This window comes from Streptococcus sp. 517s (assembly GCF_054445985.1).
Genome location: NZ_CM136847.1, coordinates 250,517 through 272,254, shown reverse-complemented (window position 1 = coordinate 272,254; position 21,738 = coordinate 250,517). Strand labels below are relative to the sequence as shown.

At 41.5% G+C, this 21,738-nt stretch carries 21 protein-coding genes and 1 tRNA gene; 2 read left to right on the top strand and 20 right to left on the bottom strand.

Translation table 11 applies throughout. The annotated features are described in order from the left end of the window. The first annotated feature begins 2 nt into the window (after positions 1-2). Positions 3-1,442, top strand: coding sequence for a TrkH family potassium uptake protein (locus tag ACVX3R_RS01540; RefSeq protein WP_458795219.1), 1,440 nt, complete (start codon positions 3-5; stop codon positions 1,440-1,442). 88 nt (positions 1,443-1,530) lie between these two features. On the opposite strand, the gene ACVX3R_RS01535 is transcribed toward ACVX3R_RS01540, so the two are convergent. From ACVX3R_RS01535 to ACVX3R_RS01515, 5 genes are all read right to left on the bottom strand, one after another. After that, positions 1,531-2,460, bottom strand: a complete 930-nt coding sequence (locus ACVX3R_RS01535; RefSeq protein ID WP_001291314.1) for an ATP-binding cassette domain-containing protein — start codon at positions 2,458-2,460, stop codon at positions 1,531-1,533. 10 nt (positions 2,461-2,470) lie between these two features. After that, positions 2,471-3,538 (bottom strand): ABC transporter ATP-binding protein, encoded by a 1,068-nt coding sequence (locus tag ACVX3R_RS01530; RefSeq protein ID WP_000159803.1) that lies wholly within the window; start codon positions 3,536-3,538, stop codon positions 2,471-2,473. Positions 3,539-3,546: 8 nt separating this feature from the next. Then, entirely contained in the window at positions 3,547-4,473 is a 927-nt protein-coding gene (gene oppC / locus ACVX3R_RS01525) for an oligopeptide ABC transporter permease OppC (RefSeq protein WP_000103693.1), read from the bottom strand. Beyond that, a complete protein-coding gene (locus tag ACVX3R_RS01520) occupies positions 4,473-5,969 on the bottom strand; it encodes an ABC transporter permease (RefSeq protein ID WP_247946724.1) in 1,497 nt (498 codons plus the stop codon). Before ACVX3R_RS01520 ends, oppC begins: the two co-directional genes overlap by 1 nt. 66 nt (positions 5,970-6,035) lie before the next feature. After that, positions 6,036-8,015 carry a peptide ABC transporter substrate-binding protein gene (locus tag ACVX3R_RS01515; protein WP_458795218.1) on the bottom strand — a complete coding sequence of 660 codons (1,980 nt, stop codon included), beginning with the start codon at positions 8,013-8,015 and terminating at the stop codon, positions 6,036-6,038. Positions 8,016-8,319: 304 nt separating this feature from the next. On the opposite strand from ACVX3R_RS01515, the gene ACVX3R_RS01510 reads away from it, so the two are divergent. Then, a tRNA-Cys gene (locus ACVX3R_RS01510) sits at positions 8,320-8,390 on the top strand. 125 nt (positions 8,391-8,515) lie between these two features. Here the strand turns inward: ACVX3R_RS01510 and ACVX3R_RS01505 are convergent. From ACVX3R_RS01505 to ACVX3R_RS01435, 15 genes are all read right to left on the bottom strand, one after another. Continuing rightward, positions 8,516-8,761, bottom strand: coding sequence for a DUF7720 family protein (locus tag ACVX3R_RS01505; protein ID WP_458795217.1), 246 nt, complete (start codon positions 8,759-8,761; stop codon positions 8,516-8,518). 55 nt (positions 8,762-8,816) lie between these two features. After that, positions 8,817-9,428 carry an AP2 domain-containing protein gene (locus tag ACVX3R_RS01500; RefSeq protein WP_458795216.1) on the bottom strand — a complete coding sequence of 204 codons (612 nt, stop codon included), beginning with the start codon at positions 9,426-9,428 and terminating at the stop codon, positions 8,817-8,819. A 10-nt stretch (positions 9,429-9,438) separates the two neighbouring features. Next, on the bottom strand, positions 9,439-9,825 hold the full coding sequence (gene acrIIA3 / locus ACVX3R_RS01495; protein WP_458795215.1) for an anti-CRISPR protein AcrIIA3: 387 nt from the start codon (positions 9,823-9,825) through the stop codon (positions 9,439-9,441). Positions 9,826-9,974: 149 nt separating this feature from the next. Then, on the bottom strand, positions 9,975-10,166 hold the full coding sequence (locus ACVX3R_RS01490) for an XRE family transcriptional regulator (protein WP_458795214.1): 192 nt from the start codon (positions 10,164-10,166) through the stop codon (positions 9,975-9,977). Positions 10,167-10,247: 81 nt separating this feature from the next. Then, positions 10,248-10,553 carry a hypothetical protein gene (locus ACVX3R_RS01485; protein ID WP_458795213.1) on the bottom strand — a complete coding sequence of 102 codons (306 nt, stop codon included), beginning with the start codon at positions 10,551-10,553 and terminating at the stop codon, positions 10,248-10,250. Between the two features lie 321 nt (positions 10,554-10,874). Continuing rightward, on the bottom strand, positions 10,875-11,741 hold the full coding sequence (locus tag ACVX3R_RS01480) for a CHAP domain-containing protein (RefSeq protein ID WP_458795212.1): 867 nt from the start codon (positions 11,739-11,741) through the stop codon (positions 10,875-10,877). After that, positions 11,734-12,078 (bottom strand): phage holin, encoded by a 345-nt coding sequence (locus ACVX3R_RS01475; RefSeq protein ID WP_458795211.1) that lies wholly within the window; start codon positions 12,076-12,078, stop codon positions 11,734-11,736. The genes ACVX3R_RS01480 and ACVX3R_RS01475 overlap by 8 nt, the downstream gene beginning before the upstream one ends. 3 nt (positions 12,079-12,081) lie before the next feature. Further along, positions 12,082-12,381 (bottom strand): hypothetical protein, encoded by a 300-nt coding sequence (locus ACVX3R_RS01470; RefSeq protein WP_001811580.1) that lies wholly within the window; start codon positions 12,379-12,381, stop codon positions 12,082-12,084. A gap of 11 nt (positions 12,382-12,392) precedes the next feature. Further along, positions 12,393-13,001, bottom strand: coding sequence for a hypothetical protein (locus tag ACVX3R_RS01465; protein ID WP_458795210.1), 609 nt, complete (start codon positions 12,999-13,001; stop codon positions 12,393-12,395). Further along, positions 12,988-13,200, bottom strand: a complete 213-nt coding sequence (locus ACVX3R_RS01460; protein ID WP_458795209.1) for a hypothetical protein — start codon at positions 13,198-13,200, stop codon at positions 12,988-12,990. Before ACVX3R_RS01460 ends, ACVX3R_RS01465 begins: the two co-directional genes overlap by 14 nt. Then, the gene (locus tag ACVX3R_RS01455; RefSeq protein ID WP_458795208.1) at positions 13,197-17,345 is read right to left on the bottom strand and encodes a tail fiber domain-containing protein; all 4,149 of its coding nucleotides are present in this window, start codon (positions 17,343-17,345) and stop codon (positions 13,197-13,199) included. Before ACVX3R_RS01455 ends, ACVX3R_RS01460 begins: the two co-directional genes overlap by 4 nt. A 7-nt stretch (positions 17,346-17,352) precedes the next feature. Then, positions 17,353-17,703: a DUF6711 family protein gene (locus ACVX3R_RS01450; protein WP_458795207.1), complete on the bottom strand. Its 351-nt coding sequence runs from the start codon at positions 17,701-17,703 to the stop codon at positions 17,353-17,355. An 11-nt stretch (positions 17,704-17,714) separates the two neighbouring features. Next, positions 17,715-20,951, bottom strand: coding sequence for a hypothetical protein (locus ACVX3R_RS01445; protein ID WP_458795206.1), 3,237 nt, complete (start codon positions 20,949-20,951; stop codon positions 17,715-17,717). Continuing rightward, the gene (locus tag ACVX3R_RS01440; protein ID WP_458795205.1) at positions 20,952-21,293 is read right to left on the bottom strand and encodes a hypothetical protein; all 342 of its coding nucleotides are present in this window, start codon (positions 21,291-21,293) and stop codon (positions 20,952-20,954) included. A 50-nt stretch (positions 21,294-21,343) separates the two neighbouring features. Next, positions 21,344-21,736 carry a DUF6096 family protein gene (locus ACVX3R_RS01435; RefSeq protein ID WP_458795204.1) on the bottom strand — a complete coding sequence of 131 codons (393 nt, stop codon included), beginning with the start codon at positions 21,734-21,736 and terminating at the stop codon, positions 21,344-21,346. Positions 21,737-21,738: the final 2 nt, after the last annotated feature.

Genomic DNA, 21,738 nt, shown 5'->3' with positions numbered 1-21,738 from the left:
AGATGAATAAAAGTATGATTCGTTACCTCCTCTCAAAACTTCTCTTGATTGAGGCGGTTCTCCTCCTAGTGCCCGTTAGCGTAGCAACCTATTATCAAGAATCCAGGCAAGTATTTACAGCTCTCTTTACAACAATTGGAATTTTAATACTTCTTGGTAGCTTAGGAATTTTACGGAAACCCAAAAATCAGCGAATTTATACCAAGGAGGGAGTCTTAATCGTCGCCCTCTGTTGGATTCTATGGTCTTTCTTTGGAGCACTTCCCTTTGTCTTTTCAGGACAAATCCCAAGCGTCATCGATGCCTTCTTTGAAATCAGTTCTGGTTTTACAACTACAGGAGCGACCATTCTGACAGATGTCTCAGTTCTCAGCCGTTCCCTCCTCTTCTGGCGAAGTTTTACTCACTTGATTGGAGGGATGGGGGTACTCGTCTTCGCGCTTGCCATTATGGACAATGCCAAGAATAGTCACTTAGAGGTGATGAAGGCTGAGGTCCCTGGGCCTGTCTTTGGCAAGGTTGTATCCAAACTGAAAAATACTGCCCAGATCCTCTATCTGCTTTATTTAGGGCTCTTCTCCCTCTTTGTTGTCATCTACTATCTAGCTGGTATGCCCCTATTTGACAGCTTTGTCATCGCTATGGGAACGGCAGGAACCGGAGGCTTCACCGTCTATAACGACGGGATTGCCCACTACGGCAGCTCACTCATCACCTATCTCGTCAGTATCGGAGTTCTGGTTTTTGGGATTAACTTCAATCTCTACTACTACCTCATGCTCCGTCGGGTTAAGGCTTTCTTTGGTGATGAAGAACTTCGCACGTATATAATCATTGTCCTAGTTTCTACCGGCTTAATTACTCTCAATACGCTCCATCTCTACCAAGGTGTCTCTAAGAGCTTTGAAATGGCCCTCTTCCAGGTGTCCAATATCATCACAACAACTGGTTTTGGTTATGGAGATATTACCAACTGGCCCCTCTTCTCCCAATTTATCCTCCTCTTCCTCATGGGAATCGGCGGCTCTGCTGGATCAACCGCAGGTGGACTCAAAGTTATCAGAGGGCTCATCCTTTCAAAAATTGCAAAAAATCAGATCTTGTCCATCTTATCTCCTCATCGCGTATTGACTCTACATGTCAATAAAACTGTGATTGATAAGGATACTCAGCACAAGGTCCTAAAATATTTTGTCATTTATGTGATGATTTTACTGTCACTTATCTTCATTGTCAGTCTAGATAGCAATGATTTTCTAGTTGTTACCAGTGCTGTCTTCAGTTGTTTCAATAACATCGGACCTATTCTAGGTACAACTTCTAGTTTTGCTATCTTTAGTCCCATCTCTAAAATCCTTCTCTCATTTGCAATGATTGCAGGTCGTCTAGAGATTTATCCCATTTTGCTTCTCTTTATGAAACGAACTTGGTCTAAACGCTAATGATAATACAACTCCCCTTTTACAAGCTAGTGAAAGGGGAGTTTTTCTATTAAAAATGAGAAGACCTTTCGGTCCTCTCCTAATCTGTTTATTTTTTAAGTGCTTCTTTGTAGCGAGCAACTTCCGCTTGATTAGCCCAAACATAGTGACCTGGACGAATTTCCACCATAGATGGTTTGTCTGTCTCATAGTCATGTTGGCTAGGGTCATAGACTTTCAAGACCTTCTTACGTTCCAAGATTGGATCTGGAATCGGTACAGCAGACAGAAGCGCTTGAGTGTACGGATGAACCGGATTGTTAAACAACTCCTCTGTCTCCGCTACTTCAACGATAACACCCTTATAGATAACTGCGATACGATCTGAGATAAAGCGAACAACTGACAAGTCATGCGCGATAAAGAGATAGGTCAAGCCCAATTCTTTTTGAAACTTCTTGAGCAAGTTCAAGACTTGCGCACGAACAGACACGTCCAAGGCTGAAATTGGCTCATCCGCAATAACGAAATCAGGTTCCATCACAAGAGCACGGGCAATCCCAATACGTTGACGTTGACCACCAGAAAACTCGTGTGGGTAACGGGTCAAGTGCTCTTTCAAAAGACCAACTTCATGAATCATCTTTTGAACTTTTTCTTTTCGCTCTTCTTCATCTTTGAACAAGTGGTAGTTGTAAAGACCTTCAGAGATGATATAGTCAACTGTCGCACGTTCATTTAAACTGGCTGCAGGGTCTTGGAAAATCATCTGGATACGGCGGATCAACTCTGAAGATTCCTTATGAGATTTTTTCCCATTGATCTTATGACCGTCAAAGATGATCTCACCTTTACTGGTATTATTCAAACCAATAATGGCACGACCAATCGTCGTTTTCCCACTACCAGATTCACCAACGAGAGAGAAAGTTTCTCCCTTGTTGATAAAGAAGTTAGCATTTTTAACGGCAACAAACTTCTTACTTCCTTCACCAAAGGAAATTTCTAAATCTTTAATTTCTACTAATTTTTCAGACATTTCCTTCCTCCTAGTCTTCTAGATGAGCAAAGCCCATTTTATCACGAATTTTATCATGTAAATCTGCGATGATTTCTGGTTTTTCAACCTTAGGAGCATTCTCATGAAGCAACCAAGTCTTAGCCCAGTGAGTATCAGTGACTGAAAACTGAGGTGCTTTCTGTTCAAAGTCAATTTGCATCGCATAATCTGAACGAAGGGCAAAGGCATCACCTTTCAACTCCGTATAAAGAGACGGTGGTGTTCCTGGGATAGAGTACAATTCCCCTTTATCATCAGCAAGCTGAGGCAAGCTAGACAAGAGACTCCAAGTGTATGGATGACGTGGATCATAGAAGACTTCCTCAACCGTTCCATATTCTACAATTTCACCAGCATACATAACCGCTACCTTATCGGCAATACTTGCTACCACACCAAGGTCATGGGTGATAAAGATAATGGTGAAGTGGTACTCATTTTGCAAAGTTTTAAGCAAATCAATGATTTGCGCTTGAATGGTTACATCAAGAGCCGTCGTTGGTTCGTCACAGATCAAAATATCTGGACGACACGCAAGGGCAATCGCAATAACGATACGTTGGCGCATCCCTCCAGAATATTGGAAAGGATACTCGTCAAAACGTTTTTCAGCGTCTGGAATTCCGACCTTGTTCATATAGTCGATTGCCATTTCTTTGGCTTCCTTAGCTGTTTTCCCTTGGTGTTTAACGATAACTTCTGTGATTTGACTACCGATTGTATTGATTGGGTCCAAACTTGTCATTGGGTCTTGGAATATGGTCGCAATTTTAGCACCACGGATTTTCTCCCATTCTTTGTTCGAAGTCAAGGCTGTCAAGTCTTGTCCACGATAGTCGATGCTTCCTTGGGCAATGCGTCCATTATCTTCTAACATCCCTGTAAAGGTTTTTGTTAATACAGATTTACCAGAACCAGATTCACCTACCAAGGCAAGAACTTCTCCTTCAATCAGTTCTAGAGAAACGCCTCGGATAGCCGTCAGAACTTTGTCACGAACGTCAAATTCCACGACGATATCGCGAGCAGTCAAAATTACATTACTTTCTTTTGTCATGTCTACTCCTATCTATGTGTACGTGGATCACTAGCATCCGCTAAGTTCTGACCAACAACGAATAGAGATAGGGATACCAAAATCAAGGTTGTCAATGGAATCCAGAACAAGTACGCGTTGGTCGTAACGTTTTGTGAGTAATCTGAGATCAAACGTCCCAAACTTGGCACTGTTACAGGCAATCCCAATCCAAAGAAAGAAAGGAATGCCTCATAAGAGATAAAGCTTGGCAACATCAAGGTCATCGTAGAAACAATAACAGATACCAATTGTGGCATGATGTTTTTCACGATAATCTTAAAGGTTGGTGTTCCAAGTGTTTGAGAAGCAAGGTTGTATTCCAAGTCACGGTAACGCATGATTTGAATACGAATTGAATAAGCAATACCGATCCAAGTCGTCACACTCATAGCGAAGATCAAATTCCAGAAACCAGCACCAATTGAGTAAGTCAAGACGATAACAATCAAGAGAGATGGAATGTTTGAAATAATATTATAAACTTCCATCATGACGCGGTCAACAGATTTGGAAATCCCCCAAATTCCACCAACAATCACCCCGATCACAAGGTTGATAAAAGTGGCAATGACAGAAATGAGGATAGAATTACGCGCACCAAACCAAACTCCATCAAACAAGGATTTACCATTGCTATCCGTACCAAACCAGTGTTCGGCATTGGGCTTAATAAAACGAGCGCTAAAGTCATTCACCTTACTTACATCGTTAAAGTCAAAATCTGAAAACATCGGATAGATAAAACTCATCAAAATAATAGCTACCAATATTCCCAACATAATGACTGTTGATTTTTTCTTTAAAAACTGTCTAAATACAGAGCCCCAGTATGAATAGGCAGGAGCATCAATCGTTTCAGAGGCAAAATCATCACGTTTTACGAACTGAAATTTTTCTTTATCAATTGTTGACATTATTTGCCTCCTTTCTCTGTCAATTTAATACGTGGGTCAAGCATGGTCATCCAGATATCTCCTACAAAGAGTGAGAAGATAGAAATACATGTAAAGATGAAGACGAGACCAACTACCATTGAGTTATTTGATGCCTTAACAGAGTCAATCAACATTTTACCCATACCTGGGAAGGCGAAGACTGTTTCTGTCAATGTTGCACCACCAATAACCCCGATTACGGCACCTGGAATACCTGAAACCAAAGGAACCATGGCATTTTTAAAGACGTGTTTATTTGAGATTTCTTTTTCAGATAAACCTTTTGCACGAGCAAAACGAACGAAGTCCTGAGATTGCAAGTCAATCATATAACGACGAATCCAGATTGCTGTACTTGGTGCTCCCAGCAAACCTAGAATGACTGCTGGCAAGACATAGGAACGCCAATCTCCAGCACCTAGGATAGGGAATGAGTCTGGAAGACCAATAGATGAGCCAATCAAACGCACGATATAAACCAAGGCAATCGTTGGAAGGGCAAGCAAGAAGGTTAGAGCACCTGTTGAGAAGCTGTCAATCCAAGTATTCTTGTGGCGAGCCATAGCAGATCCAAGAGGAATCGCAATAGCATAAGAAATAATCAAACCAATTAAACCAGCAACAGCTGAGCTTGCAATCATAGATGGATATTGGTAGTTACTTTCTGTAGCTGTATATGGATCGTCCTTACCATAGTTAGCTATTTCACGCGCATCTGCTTGACTTGGAGATTTGTAGGTACGAGAGTAAATATCTACAGACGAAGTCTTTTTACCAGTAGGGAATTGAACTTCTGATGTCTTAGTTTGTCCTTGACCTTGTGTGATAACTTGAAGCACTGGCGTGTTCGCATAAGTTGGGTAAGAGTCACCCAAGTTAATGTTCACAAAGTTTTGGTGTACAAATGGGAATTGATTGTTGAAATACAAAAGGTATTTATGTTTGGTACCTGAACCAACCAATGACCAACCGATAGCAGGGTCATTTTCAAAACGAAGATAACGTTCCAAGTTTGGATTTTCAGGATCTTGAATCTTGTTTGTATGATCAATATCAAGTAAGTTCGCATAGAATTTGAAAACACGTTCAAAAATTGGAATTTCACGCGTAGCATAGAACTGACCACTCTCTGAAAAGACACCTAACGTCCAACCATTACCGAGTTGGTTGATGTATTTTTCGTAGATTGCCTTATTGGTGTCATTGGCATCTACTGTTACAGATGAGTCCATTGAGCTAGCTTTTTCTTGCAACTCCTTGGTATCGTAATACTCGATATAGCCCATACGTTCATAAACGGTATTCTCATAATTATCCCGCTTATCTGGAGTCGTTGCAATCTTGTTGTAGTTGGTATCCTGCTTGAAAATCAGTTTCCGAGGAACCATCGTATAGATAATCGTGTAGGTCAAGGTTGTCACCAAGAAAATAGACAACAATGAGCGCAAGACACGCATAAAAATATATTTTTTCATATCGTTTCCTTTTAAAATCCCAAAAGAACCTTCTCCTCATGGAGAGAAAGTTCTCTTGAGAGTTATTTATTTAACGTGATTTGTCAATTCTTTTTGAACTTTTTCGTTTGATTCTTTTTTCTCTTTGAGCCATTTCTCACGAGCTTGTTCATAGTCAGCTTTGGTTACTACCTTGTCTTGCAACTGAATATACTTGAAGTATACATCTGAACCCTTATCTCCAGATTGACTGTATGACGCAGAGAATGGTACTACACGAGAAATGAATGGCGCTGCTCCACTAGATGACATAGCAGGAAGGAAGAGAGAGCTATCTGTCAACCAAGCTTGAGCTGCTGCGTATTTTTCATAACGAGCGTTCAAATCGTCAGTTTCTTTAGCAGCTTCATCAACTAACTTATCGTATTCTTTCAAACCAACTTGAGCTGCTGCAGCATTATCTGCACCTTCGTAACCCATGTATGTTTTTGTTTGTTCAGCATTCGTTGTCTTCAAGATATCAAGGTAAGTTGATGGATCTTCGTAGTCTGGACTCCATGCAACTGCTCCTGAGAGATCCCAATCTTCTGCCGCAGCGCTTGCTGCATAGTAGGTGATATTGTTCAACTCATCTTTAGAAACTTGTTGGATATCAATCACTACATTATCTTCACCAAGTACTTTTTCAACTGATTGTTTAAAGGATTGAATACGAGCGATATAGCTCTTAGCAGTTTGGTCTACTGGAATATCCAAGTGGATAGGGAATTTCGCACCTTCTGCTTCCAATGCAGTTTTGGCTTTCGCAAATTCAGCTTTGGCTTTGTCGGAGTTGAAGAGTCCATCTTGACCATCAGCAAAGTTTACATTCTTCCATTCATCACCATAAGCAGCCATCTTATCAGTTACCAAGTCACCGAAAGTTTTTTCACCTGCAGAGACAAACCCTGGTTTCACAAAGAGGTTACGAACTGCAAGGGGAGCCCCTTCTTTACCATTGATTTGTGCTGAGTAAGAAGTACGGTCAAAGGCAAAGTTCAAGGCCTGACGGAAGTCTTTGTTAAGAAGGGCTTTCTTAGTAGAAGTCTTCTCTTCATCCGTTGTCTTAGAAGTGTATTTGTAACCTTGACGATCAATATTCACACCCAAACCAGCAATCCCTGGCCCTGATGGAGTGTAGAAGATATTTTCCTTGTATGTCTCTTCTACTTTAGAATAGTTTGAACTTGTTGGGTAAAGGCGAGCATAACTATAGGCTCCACTTGTAAAGTTACGCTCAATGGACTCTTGGTCTGAGCCATCATAAAAAGCAAGGGTAACTTTATCAAGATGAACGTTATCCTTATCCCAGTATTGTTCATTCTTAGCGAATTCGATAGAAGATTTAGTAGTCAAACCTTTTAGCAAGAACGGTCCATTATAAAGCAATGACGTAGGATCTGTTGCTTTGGCAAAATCTGATCCTTTTGATTTTTCAAAATCTTCGTTCAATGGCCAGAAGATTGAGTAAGCCATCTTAGAGTTCCAGTATGGTTCTGGCTTATTCAAAGTATACTCAAGAGTATAATCATCAACTGCCTTCACACCTACTGAAGAAAAGTCTTTTGTATTACCTGCCAAATAATCAGACAAACCTTTAACAGAAGTTTCTGCTAGGTAAAGTGCTTCTGATTTGTTATCAGCTGCGTGTTTCAAACCATTTACGAAATCTTTAGCCGTAACTTCAGCATATTCTTCTCCATCAGATGTCATCCATTTGACACCTTTACGAATCTTGTAGGTATAAGTCAAACCATCTTTTGAGACTGACCAGTCTTCTGCAACCGCAGGAGTCAGATTCCCATATTTGTCATTTGTAAAGAGACCATCAATACCATTTGAGGTGGCAATTTTGGTACTTTGTTTCCCTGAAATGAGGTAATCCAATGTTTCTGGGTCAGCTGAATAAACATAACCATAATTTTTTGGCGCTGTTGAATCAGATGATTTTGAAGAACCGCAAGCAGCTAGTACACCAGTCGCTAATAAGGCAACTCCTGCTGCAACCAATACTCTACTTTTTTTCATGTTTTTAACTCCTCTTGAAAAATTTAGGCTTATTGAAGATTATAACATATATCTTCTAAAAAGTAAACGAATTTTCAGAATATTTAGGCGTGTATCCACCAAAAACTTTCATTTGTCAAATTTCTTTATTCTTTGTTTGCTATCTATCGAGGCATCAGGCAAACTTAATGCCCATAAAGCCTGATTTTCAGCCTCCCTCTCTCTATTTTTCTACCCAGTCAAAAAGGGCTATCTTCTAAATTGAATTTTCAATTAAGAAACTATTGACGGGAAATGATTTTCAAGGTATAATAATAAACGTTGAGGCGGTATAGCCAAGTGGTAAGGCACGGCTCTGCAAAAGCTTGATCGTCGGTTCAAATCCGTCTACCGCCTTTCAGTACCTGAATTAACAGGAATTAACCGAATGAAAAGCCCGTAAAATCGGGCTTTTTTATTTTTTTCTTCGGATAAATACGGATAACTTTGAAAAACTTTTGGGGCGAATTTGGGGCGGAGTATTATTTGTAGTCGATTCTCTCCATCTCATACATCCTTACAGAATGTAGCACGAGATCTCGATACTTCCAGGTTGATACAAGGTACTCAATCACTTCCTGGTCCTCTATCTTGCATTCCATAAATAGCAACATCTTTACCGTGTACTTATTTTTCAAAATTGGGACAGTGTAAGTCACGTCTACCCAATGTTCAAAACCTAAATCTGTCTGCTCTATGCTCGCAAGTTTAATATTTAAAATGTTCATGTTTTCTTCCTCCTACTTATCTATTCGTAGAAAAAATAAAAAACAGTGAAAAAAATCACTGTTTTTGTTTATATCCGTATTCGATTTCAGCTTTGCGTCTGATGTCTGCTGCTTCTTTCAAATCTACGCTACTGCCTAAATATTTTGGTTTCTTGTCAACATTGATATAAGCAACATATCTCTTTTTTCGCTTGTTGTAGTAGACACCTCGAATTCCAGTCGTACTTTTTGCGGTTGGTCTGTTCGTCTTTAATGATTCAGGATCGCTGATTTCAGCCATTCGCTCTTTTGAACTACGATTGTGCTTGCATCCGCAACTAAAATATCGCTCTATCTGATTGCTGTGTAATTCGATGTGATTCCCGCAATGTTTACAAATGCAATTCCAGTATACACGTTGATTTTTCGAGTATGCTCTATCGATAACCTTGAAATTATCTGTTTCAGCATTCGTCAAATCCTTGAATCGCTTATGGTTTTTCTCTTCGTTAAAGCACCCACAAGAACTGATTTCTCCATTTTTCAGGTGATCTCCTCGAACAAAAGTAACTCGTCCACATTCACAAAGACAATGCCAGAGGATTCTTCCTCGTCCAGTTCTTTTTCCAACGTCACCAAGAACGGTCAGACGACCGAAATGTTGGTTTGTTAAATCATCTTTTACCATGTCTTACTCTTTATGCTGCTACTTCCATGTGCAATTTTACCGCACGCATAGCTAGTGACCACACGCTAGTTCCTGGCCAAGCTTCTTTTTCCATGCCTTCAACATTTGTCATTTTTGTGTAAGCGTCCATTTCAAACGCAACACCCAATTTCTTGCAGGCCCAATCCCACGCTTTGACTTCTTCAGATGTTTCAGCATTTTCAAATTTTTGGTTAACACGTTCAACAACTTCTTTTTCACGGCCCCACGCTTCTTTCAAGCAAATAGCAAATGTTTTTTCACTTTTCCATTCCATCCATCCAAAATATTCAAAGTCTGCAAGTGTGATGTCGTCGTTGTTAAACAAGTTCCAAGCTTCTTCCATGATTCCTGATTTGTCATAAGTTACTTTTTTCATCTTTGTTTCCTCTTTTTGTTTTATTTATCTTACAAGTATAGTATATAACATTTGTTATATATTGTCAATAGAAAACACAAAGAAATTTAAAGTTTTTTTATTTTAGAAAGTACTTTCAGAGAAAATAAAAAAGCCTTGAAATTGGCTTTTTAAGACGTTTTTTGCATTTGGTTCGCAAGTTCAGTTAATTTGTGACCAGTCTCTATTGTGAGATTCTCGACTTTCCTTTTTCCTTTTACTAGAGCTGAAATTGTTGGTTGGGCAACACCGCTCATTTTTGAGATCTGGTATCCACTGGCATTTTCCAATAGCCACTCGATTTGCTTTGTATCTACTTTCATGTTATACTCTTTCTAGGCGGTCACTCTGCCGCCTTGTTTATCTTACAAACCCCCTCATTTTTTGAGGGGGTATTTTTATTGTTATTTGCCAAATCTCGCTACGAAAAGTCTGTGATATAATTCGATATCATCTCTTGTAACATCAAACAATTTCCCGTGTGATTTCTTCACGTCAACATATTTAGCAAGTTCTTCCACATCACGCATATTGCTGATGTCATATCCTGCGCGCAACAAGCCGTAAAGTGCGCTGTGAATTTCTTGCAAGTTATTATCAGGAAATTCAACAATTTTTTTAGATAAGTTGAACATTTTAGTTGATGTTCCAGCTTCGTTGCGGATCTCGTTTGTCCAGCGTTGTCCAAGAATCATGTGTCCGTTTTTCATTGTAAGGTCCTCCGTTTTTTGTTTTATTTATCTTACAAGTATAGTATATAACATTTGTTATATATTGTCAACACTTTTCCTTAACTTTTTTAAAATTTTTTAAAAATATTTTTCTAAACAAAAAAATGCGCCCGAATCGGGCGCCACCTTCTAAAAAGGTTGTGTTCGGTTAAACCTTATTCTCACTGTTCGAGAACTAAAATATAACTCGTATTCATTATACTACGATTTTTTCAAAAGAGCAAACAAAAAACCGCAAGCTATTGCCTGCGGTTACAATTCGAACAATATTTTAGAAATTTTCCTTTCTATTTAAAAAAATTATTTAGTTGTGATTAAGCCGTCTGGCTCAATGTTGAAACTTTCTTTTTCAGCCAACCGGCCATCTTCAAGCATGAGGTAGTATCCGCCGTTGTAAGGCACGAATGCGTTTGATACCATGTCCCCATTTTCTGAATTGAGGTAATACCATTTCTCGTAGTATTTAACCCAGCCAGTCTGCATAGCACCGTCTGCATTGAAATAGTACCACTTGCCATTGATTTTTTTCCATCCGCTATGAGCCATGTACCCGTCCTTATCGAACCAATACCAATAGCCGTCAGTATGATGTAGCCATTGGTTAGCATACATATAGCCGTTTTCGTTGAAGTAGAACCAATTGCCATCTACTGCCTCAAATTTAGCGGTTGGATATGAGCCATCTTTGCGACGCCACCACCAGCCAGTGTCGTCATGCTGCCAGCCTGATTCATCTTCTTCAGGAGGCACGATATAGCCAACAATAGAATCAACAGAACGCTCATTGTAGCGACAAGGCCCACCAACTTCGAGATAATCCCAATTGCCATCGATATTTTGCTCAATCGTCTTGATTGTAGAACCGTCTGAGTCCTCATATACAAGACCAGTATGACCATAGTTCACTCCATCGCCTGCCACAAAATTCTTAACAAAGAACCAGCCAGCCTTTGGATATTGAGCACCATATACGACCTGCAAGCCTGCTGATTCTGCAGACCGTAGCAAGTCGATAGCGTTGCCCCACAGCCGAATACCGAAATACTCATAGATACCATAGCACGTCACATCTGCACATTGATAACCATACATTCCGTCGTAATCAACACCAGTCCCAGCATCAGCGTGAGCCATGAGGTCGTTAATCATATCTTGTTTTTCAGACATTTTCTTTGTCTCCTTTCCAGACATCGTTCATCTGCTTAACCGCTGACTCGACGAATGTATCAAGATCGCGGTCAGTCATGCTGATGTTATATTTGGTCAACTCAGCACGGATTTTATCACGAGCCTGCTCCAGCTTTTCTTCACCTTTATAGCCAGTTTCGGCTGCTACCTGCTCAACAGCGTTGACCGCATTTTTAGCAAGGATTTCAACAATCTTAATTGTCTTTTCTCCACCTTTTTTGACGAGAAAATCTTTAATTGATTTGACTGCGATGCCAGCCAAAATGACAAGAATGCTGATTGCTCCATTTGCGATAATTTCATTGATTTGTTGCATGTGTTATTCTCCTTTTTCGATTTCTTCCATGCGGTCGTTCATGCGGACCATTTCTTTCTGAATGTCTCCGACCGTGTGTGTAATTGTGGTTAATTCTGTCGTTGTCTTTTCAAGATGAGTCATCAAACGCTCTTCTCGTCTGTTAGAGTCGGCTTTTGATTGCTCATGCAGATCCATGATCTTCTTTTCTCGCTTGTCCGAGGTCTTGATAAGATATCGAATGATGATAAAGAAGAGTAGGATAAACAAAATCGCCCAAGCAACCTGGCTTTGAGCGATTTTTTCAGCTTCTTCAATCGGCATACAACCTCCCTCTACTCAATTCGTGGCATAACAACCGTCAGAATGCCCTTCTGTAGCATTTCGGCAAGAGGTTGCTCTTTCCAAGTGTAGCCCTCAGACGGTTGCATCTGGAAATTTAGGATGGTAAGTGTTCCCTTCGGCCATTTCGGATTCGTGTCAAACGGATAAGGCATTGATACGATATCACCGTTCGCATAACGACGGTCTTTCACGAGCGGCTTGATGAACTGCGCAACCTTTTCATAAGTATTCGTTGGCATGCCCCCATTCTGGCCAATCGCAAGCGCAATGAGGACTTCAGTAATTGCTGATACGCTATCGATGTTCTCTTTGTTCGCTGAGAGATCAGTCTTAGCTTTTGCCAAAGATTGAACCGCTTGTTCAATCTCAGCTTGGGCCCTCACGATGGCACTACCTGGATCTAGTTCAGCCTTAATAATATCCATCACGGCCTGAATCAAGACGTCCTCTTGATCATTTGTGCGGTCTCCTGCAAGCTCACGCATGTTCGTACTGTAACGGGTGCCATCGGCAAGCTTGACTTCAACGACCGTCACAGTCTTGTTGCCCAAACCTCGCGTATAAGGCTTGCTTGCTAGTTCATAATTACTGATTGCCATTTGTCATTTTTCCTTTCACTTCTTCAAATTTTGCCTTAAGCTCTTCATCCGATTCGATGATTTGCTTCATCTGCTCGAGCTCCATCGCAGTTATTGTATAGAGGGCTTCGAGCGTTGCCGATTGAGTAGCCTCTTTGCTAATTTTTTCGCCTAGCGACTTAATCGCTAGACTGCTGATTTGTTGGTTTTGTTCGTTCATGCTGTTTTCTCCAATTTTTCTATTTTTTGATTGAGTTCTTGAATGGCCTTGATTAAATAAGGCACAAGTTCAAACGTTCGATAAGAGTATGCACCGTCAGGATTCTCATAAAAGGCTTCAGGAGCATATTTCTGGACATCTTGCGCCATAATACCGCAAGCGATATCTTCTATTTTTCCATCGTACTCTTTGCGATAGCTGTACGTCTTCAGACTTTCGACTACATCGAGACCTGAGACTCTACTATCTTCGATATTGTGCTTGTAACGACGGTCTGAGATTTCTTTATTCATCGGGATCCAGTCATAATAGTTGTCTCCTTTTGCATAAAAATACATGTAGCCGTTTGATGAATCCACTTTTTTATAGGATCCGGAATAAAGCCAATACGCATGTGCACCACCAAGAATTTTACCCTCTGGATAGTATTTTATATTTCCTGTAACAATTAAATCTCCGTATACTGTAGGATCATTCCAAAAATGCGCTCGATTGTAGCAAAACATTTGACCTGTATGCTTAACGAACCATGCTGTATCGCTTGGCCTTCCCCAATCATTTCCCCAATTCACCCAAAGAGCCGTCTGACTCCAATCTCCAGAACCATTGCTCATCCCAACTGCGAACTGGTTTTGTCCAGTAATCCAGTATACAGAGGAGTCTTTCTCATGTGTACCAATCTGGAATCCACCAATCTTACCTTTGTAACCTTCGAGCAAGGTCGCAGATACTACTACTGACCTTAGCTTGTTGATGAAGGCCTCTTTAGCAGCAAGCGTGTCCGTGAAGATATCGCTTGAAACGAACATCCGAGCCATGGCTTGGTCCATAATCAACTTATCAGCTGTGATGGTCCTTGAACCGATAATTTCAGCGTTCAGCTTAGCGAAATTACCTTCACCCACAAATAACCGCTTGAAGTAACCTTGAATAGCTGTCAGTTCGTCAAGCAAGGTCTTACCCTTAAGACGAATCTTCTCAGCTTCAATCAAGATCTGATTGTTGGTCGCATTGATTTGCGAAACGATAGATCCAGCGCTTGTCAGATTTTGAACTGCCCACGAGCCAGCCAGTTGGCTTTGAACCGAGCGAATGGCTTCGTCTGTATCTTCGAGTGCTTCTTTGTAATCCGTCGCAACATAACCTCTCTCAAGCTGAACATCTGTCACATAGAGATTGATAGTCTTTCCTTTCTCGCCAAACAACATCAGATTCAGCTGATCGACATCATCTGATAATGTGAACGTAAATGTGAAACGCTTGTACTTCGAAGTTATTTGCTCGCTCTGAATCCCTTGCCACTCTTGTCCAACAATGTTTTTGTTTTTAATATAGTGCAATGCGACTCTCAGACCACTGTATGTATCATCACCGTCTTTTGAGACAAGCAGGGATACACTCACCTTTTCCCCTCGAACGCCTTCAAAAGCAAAAGCCTGTTGTAAACCAAAGAAATCCGCGACATTTTGTGAGTCGTGGAAAAAATGAGCACCTGGACGATTGCGGTTATTGGGGTCTTGCGAATGTTGGTAATTGAAGTACAAGCCAAAATCAACAGACTGATATTCAAGCCAGTTTTTTGAACCGTTCTTGAATTGACCATTTCTGATATAATTTCGTCCGCCTCTCATAACCTTCCCAACTTCAACCTGAAACAATTGGTTAGTCAAGGTCATGCGAGCGATATTGTCTGCGATGCTATTATTAGTATTGCCCAAAATGCGCTCGTAAAGCTGACTAGTCTCCTTGACTCTTTGGAAGTCGGCTTGACTAGCCTTACCAGCAATCAGTGAAGTGATATCTGCGAACCGGCCATCTACTGCATTTTTGTATTTGGCAATCTGGGTCGCTATCGTGCCATTTTTTTGGTTGGTAATAGCTTCGAATTTGCGTTCAATAGCTCTCACATCTTCTTGATAGGTTGCCTTGCCTACATAATCCCTGGTGACTAACTCACGAACAGCAGTCGCTTGCTTAGCGCTCTCTTCACGAGAGTATCTTCTCAAGGCTTCCTGTCTCTGGCCGTCTTGAGCTACATAGCTTTCGACTGCTGCCATCTTAGCAGATAGACCGTCGGCAGTCTGCTTGAATTCAGTTCTAACAGCTAGAATTTCATCCTTACCATCTTCTGGCGCTGGTCGTGGTGTAGTAGCAACGGTTCCTTCCTCTAACTGGGGATCACGAATATAAACTACGTCACCAACTTCCCATCCGTTCGCATAGAATACACATGAATAGTATTGCTTAAATGCTACTTTGAAGGTGTTGGTAATTCTCGTCCATTCTGTTGAGATCGGCACATTTTTCTTTAATCCGCCTGCCTCAAATCCCATATCATAGAAGGTAATTGGTCGACTAGATTTCATATCCCAAGACCAAGTCATGTCTTTGCCTTGAAATTCATCAGCTCTCAAATCGAAAAAGACCTTATGAAATCCACCATTACCAACTTGAGTACATGTTGCCTTTAACATATATCCACTTTTAGATGCAGGATCTGCTAATCTTTCGTAATTCCAAGTAGGAAAAGAGTCGCTCAAAGGTAATAGACCATCAAAATCATAATGTCTAATGTAATTCCGCCCACCGACCTTCATTTTGGCGAAGGTCTGAGTCAATCCATCAATGCCTTGCTTGACCTCTGATTTCGTCGCAAATCCATTCATCTGTCCAGTCATGCGACTAAGAGCTTCTGTGGTCGTTCTGCGATATTCTGAAGCTTGATTGACCTCACTTGTGACTGTTCGCTTCAGAGCGTCCAAATCACCCGACAGAGCCGTCTGAGCGCTCGTAGACTGTCTCTTAAACTCTTCAAACTTGGCGGTAGAGTCTAGAGCAATCCGCTTGGCTTCCTGAGCGAGTAAGCTGCTTGCGCCAGCGTTTTTCAAAGCTTCTTCGGCTTTTTGTCTGGCTTCTTGGATTGAAGCATTATCAAATGACTGAAACTTCTTGTCGATTTCGTCAGCGATTTGACGTTTGACCTCTTCAGTTTTTGCCTTAGCAAGTTCGACTTGATCACTAAAATCTTTTTTGATTTTTGCGACCTTTTGGTCAAATCCTTTATCTGCTTCTTCAATTTGGTTTTGGATTTGAGCCTCGAATTCGCTGAATTGCACAATCTTCTTCGTGAGCGTTCCTGCGTATGAATACTGCGCATCATTGCCGGCTTTACTGTCTGCGCTGATACGACCACGAAGCCCACCCTTAAACGTGAATGACTGACTCAATACGGGCGTTTTAAAGGTTTCGCCGGTGTTGGTCTTGATAGTCACCCATTCACCCACGTTAAGCAAGAGGTGCCCCTGGTAATTCAAATTAAACGGATAATAGCGAATATCCTTGATTTTGTGATAGAGATTATCCAAAACCACTTGAGACATGAACAGATTATCCAATTCTAACGAGCGACCCGTACGCATTCCGACCGTAAGTGCCTCTTTATCTTTTTTGCAAGTTATCCCTGCAATCTGATATTGAACTTCACTCTTAGTCAATCCGTGCATAAAGTAGCTGTCTGCTGTAATCGTGATACCTGAGTCGGTCAATTCCTTGATTTCGAGTTTACCCTCTCGATTGAAAAAACAAGACATCCCGAGCATTTGAGTTGCTAGGCTCAAGACGTCTCTGAATGTCATTTTTTTCTCTTTAGGGATATTCTCGATTACATAATTCATGGATGTAATATCCATGTTTTCATTCGCTAGTGTGATACCCGTTTTTAAGCAGATTTCTTTAATCACTTGTCTGATTTCTGCTGGATAAGTCAAATCTGTGATATGTTCACGATTGAGTTTGAACATTCCGTCCATAATGTCGAGCTTGGTCGTTTTACGGTTGCGGTCAATTTCAATATCATTGATGAAGTATTCACCCATTTTGACCCATTCGTAAGTCCCATCTACCAAAAGGCCGATTTCAGGGTAAATCTTGTCTAGTTTATTGAAAGTGGTAATGATGCTCGTAAAGACGATTTTAGCACTGCCTGCGCATGTTCCACCGGGCTTGTATGTATCACCCTTGATGTAGCCATAATCGAAGCTAGCCTCTTTGATATCGCTCGACTGATACTGCCCTACTCTGATAGCAAGAGTACGGTTCTTAGCGAACATCGCTTCATCAAATTTCTTACGTCTGAATATATCCATGTTCTGCCTACCTTTCTATCAGATTAAATTTAGCGCCCGACCACGGTTTGAGCTTCTCAGTAAACGAGTAGCTCGGAGCCGTTCTGTCTCCAACGTAAAACGTTTTAGTTGTTTGACCATGTAATGGATCTGGATAAGATACCTCGAAGAACTCAGGCGCTACGGCATTTAAAAGCTGACTCATTTCATCTTGAGTCAGCATGCCCCATTCGCAATCTAATTTTCGCTTGGTCGTGATACGGTCACGCACCATATCACCGTTAGCATTTCGACCAGTCTCTCCGTCAATATCTTGGATACCGACTTGAAAAGATTTGGGAGGCTTAACAGCCACCCCGTTGATAATTAAGCGTGCCATTTTACCTCCCCCTAAATGTTAAGCAAGACTTGTCCTGCACGTTCTTGTTCTCGATTTATTTCTTGGATAGCTACACGACCGAACTCGTGACCGCCAATCATGATGACGATGTCACCACTACCGCTAAAGCCTCCAGATTGTGGTAAACCACCACCTAGAGCGTTAACAACCGCACCACCTACGATGCGACCCATAGTCTGCAAGAATCCAGTGTTTTCAAGAGGCATAACGACCTCTTTACCCGCTTCACCAATCATGGCTACTGTCGGACTGTCAACGATACCACCACGAGCTAATCGAGGAAGGCTTACATAGCCGATACCGCTGAGAGATACGCCAGGGATTTTGTTAATCATGCCAATAACGCCATTAATCATTCCGATGAAGCCGTTGACTACATTTTCAATCGTTCCAAGAACCGCATTAACTGCGCTCCTGAAGGCTCCACCTACTGCACTACCAACCATTTGACCAGCATTTACGAAGATACTCTTAACCGTGTTCCAAACGCCAGAGAAGAAACTACCAATCGTGCTGAATGCGTTCTTGACCGCTTCAAATGCAGTCCTGAAGATATTCCCGAACCACGTTGCAACATTAGCAAGTGCAGCAGTCACGTCATTCCAGCGTTCGCCGAACCAAGTGCCGATTGAAGAGAATATGTTTGTCAATACATTCCAAGCTTTCTGGAACATATCCCCAAACCATTTAGCCACGTCAGCTAAAACAGCTGTAATGTCGTTCCAACGTTCTGCGAACCATTCGCCAATCGGTGTGAAGATAGCCACAATCCCATCCCAAATTCCTTGGAAGATTGCTACAATCGTATCCCAGATAACTTTCAAAACCGCTACTGTTAAATCTAACAAAGCTGTGAGAAGCGTTGATAGGATGTTCATGATAGCATCGCCCGTTTCAGTGAAACCGTCGAAAATCTTGCTCATATCACTCGTAAGAATGCCAGTGATGATATCAAATACACCTTTAAGAAAGTCCGCTATACCTCCGAATATATCAGCAACCGTATTGAATAAGATTCGGAAGACTTCTCCGATATATTCAAGAGTTGGAGCTAGAACTCTCGTCAATTGCTCAACGATAAAACCAATCACAGGACCTACATAAGCGTTAATGACTTGTGACATTTCTTGGAAACTTGCGACCATCTCCAAAATCTTCTGGATCGTTGGCGATATGTGTTTGCCGATTGTGTCCGAGAAACCTTGACCGAGTTTTTCGATAATTGGTTGGATGTAATTATTCCAACCTTTTACAAACAAGCCAATAATGCCTGATATAGCTTTCGTTGATGATTCAATCGATGGACGAATGTAATTATCATACACATGACTGATTGAGTCAGACATATCATTGATTGCTTGTTCTGCACTCTCAAAAACAGGAACAATGGCAGATAGAGCATTTGAAAGTGCATCAGCGATACCAGGCATATTGTCTGTGACAATTCGCTCGATTCCTTGCATAAGGTCACCGCCGAATTTGTAGCTAATCTCTACAATGCTTGAACGAATCGCTAAAATAGACGACACAATCGAACTTCCAATGCGAATGGCGCCAGTCGATGTTATGACGTCATAGAAGCCGTCTGCAAATGCCTGAGCGATGTTTCCAGCAGATGCAAACATTATGCCTGTATTCTCAAACTCCGCCACAAGTGAGCGAATAATACGTTCTTTTTGACGACCTAAGCCGTTTGCGATGCTTTCAGCGAGAAAGACACCGATACCGACTCCAATTGTTGCAATAGATCCAACAATCTGCCCTAGTGCATAAGCGATTTTTTCGGTCATGACATTAAAAGCATTGACTACTCGTGGATCACTTCCAATTTCTTCAAGTGTCTTCTTAATTCGACTTAAAGCATTCTTGATACGTTCTAGACCCTCGGCTCTGAATGCAGCAGTGAAGCCTTTTTTGAAGAGGTCTGTTAAACCTTTTAGCTTATCTCCAAGACCGTCGAAAATGCTCTTGAATTGGTTATCCATGTCAGTTAAGGCAACTTCTGGCAAGATGTCTTTAAAAGGTCCGCTTCCGCCTTTTCCTTTCTTGCCTTTGCCTCCACCGCCACCAGAACCTCCAGAGCCTCCGTCGTCCGAATCGTCCTTCTTGTTCAAGAGCGTGATTTCGTCAAAACCAGCTAGTCCAAGCAATTCTTTGACTGCTTTTTTCGCATTTTTAGCTGAATCTCCAAGGTTGTCAGCTAAACCGCCAGAAGAATCATCTGCATCATCCATAGCATCTGCTAGGTCTCCTGCACCACCTGCTGCATCTTGTAATGAACCATTCATGTCATTTACTGCACCAGCTACACCGCCGTCTTTTACAGTAGCTTTCTTGTTAAACATTAAAGCGATAAACTCAGCAAGCTTAGCCGTCACGTTCTTCAAGACCATAGCGAACGAGTTCAAGACTGGCATGATAGCATTGATAATCGGCAAGAAGGCGTTACCTACGTTTAAGGCAGCATCTTTCAATAGCGATTTAAACAAGCTAATGCGTCCGTTGACGGACTGTGACAAGGTCGTGCCATACTTAGCAGTCGCTTGCTCTAGAATAGCCATGAGACGAATTTGTTGTTGGGTCTGATAGTCAAGTTGATCCCAGCTTTGTCCATTCGCAAAGCGTTTAAACGCTTCTGTGGATTGGATCATCGCCACATTGACGTTGATTCCTAAATCTTCAATCGCTTCTGTATTTCCTAGCAAACCTGAGCGAATCCGCTCCATTACGTCTGTGATACTACGTCCTGAACCCTCTGCGACTACTGCCGATGTCTGAAGCATTTTGGCAGTGTATGCGCTCAGCTTGTTAGAATCCTTGATAAAGCCAGAAAATAGGTTTGAATACACCGCTCCGTATTTTGTCGCTTCACCAACGCCCATGTTCATAGCGTTTGCGTTATCGCTGACCCATTTTAAGAATGTCTGCGAGCTCTCGCCCATCTGACGCTTGATTTGGTTAATCGATGCTGTAACTTCAAGAGCCATCTGCGTTGAGTACATGCCGACATCAAGTAACTTCTTGCCAAGATACGCAAATCCAGCGAATTTGGCTAACTTGCCAAAAACGCCAAGCATGGATCCTGACTGTGCCTTGATTTTGTCGGTGGATGACTGTACTTTGTTAGAGGCGTCTTTGACCTTGTTCTCGACTTCTTTCATCTTGTTCTTGAAAGGTGCGATTTCAGCGTCAATCATTACCTTGAGCTCGTCAAGTGTAACTCCCATCTATTCTCCTTTCATTTTTAATTTTCGGTTGTGACTTTCAGCAAACATGCGCATACGTTCCTTATGCAAATTCAACTCTTGAGCCAATCTCGCTTGCTCCACTTGCTCTCGTTCTTTTTCAAAAAGCTCAGGAGCATAATCCCATACTTCAAGTGGTTTGGCATCTTTTGAAAGCAACATGGACACGTTATTTGCTATCATCTGCGAAAGTCTGTAAGATTCAATGATTTTTTCTTTTTGCTTTTGAATCATGACACGATTATAGCTTTCAATCATGTCTCTGATTTCAAGTACCGTCAAATCCCAAAAATCGAGAGGCTTGCCCCCAATGTCCAAAAACATTGGGTATAACCTCTCGACCATTTCTTTTACTGATGTAACCGTAGTCTCTTCTATTTGACTACTTCCATTTTGGCTTCGGATTTCTTGGGAGTTTTCTTCTTGCCTTCCTTCTCCCGTGGCATAAAACCCGACACTTGAAGCATTGGCAAGATGACGTCTGCCATAAATGCTGCCTGATCCCCACCGTTATCGACGTAGTCATCGTATAGGTCAGATACATCTTCAAATGAGAGTCCATGCTCAAACTTTTGAAGTGCTCCATGGGTCAACAGTAACATGACTTTTAGGGGTGGCAAAGCAAAAGCTTCGCCTTCAGCAGGCATGAATACCTTGAGCAAATTTGCTCCGATTTTTTCTTCAACTTTCGTTGCTTGCAAAGATGTGAGGCGGAGTTTCAATTCCTTATCCTCACTAACTTTCCAAGTTGCGTATGGTAGAGCCATCT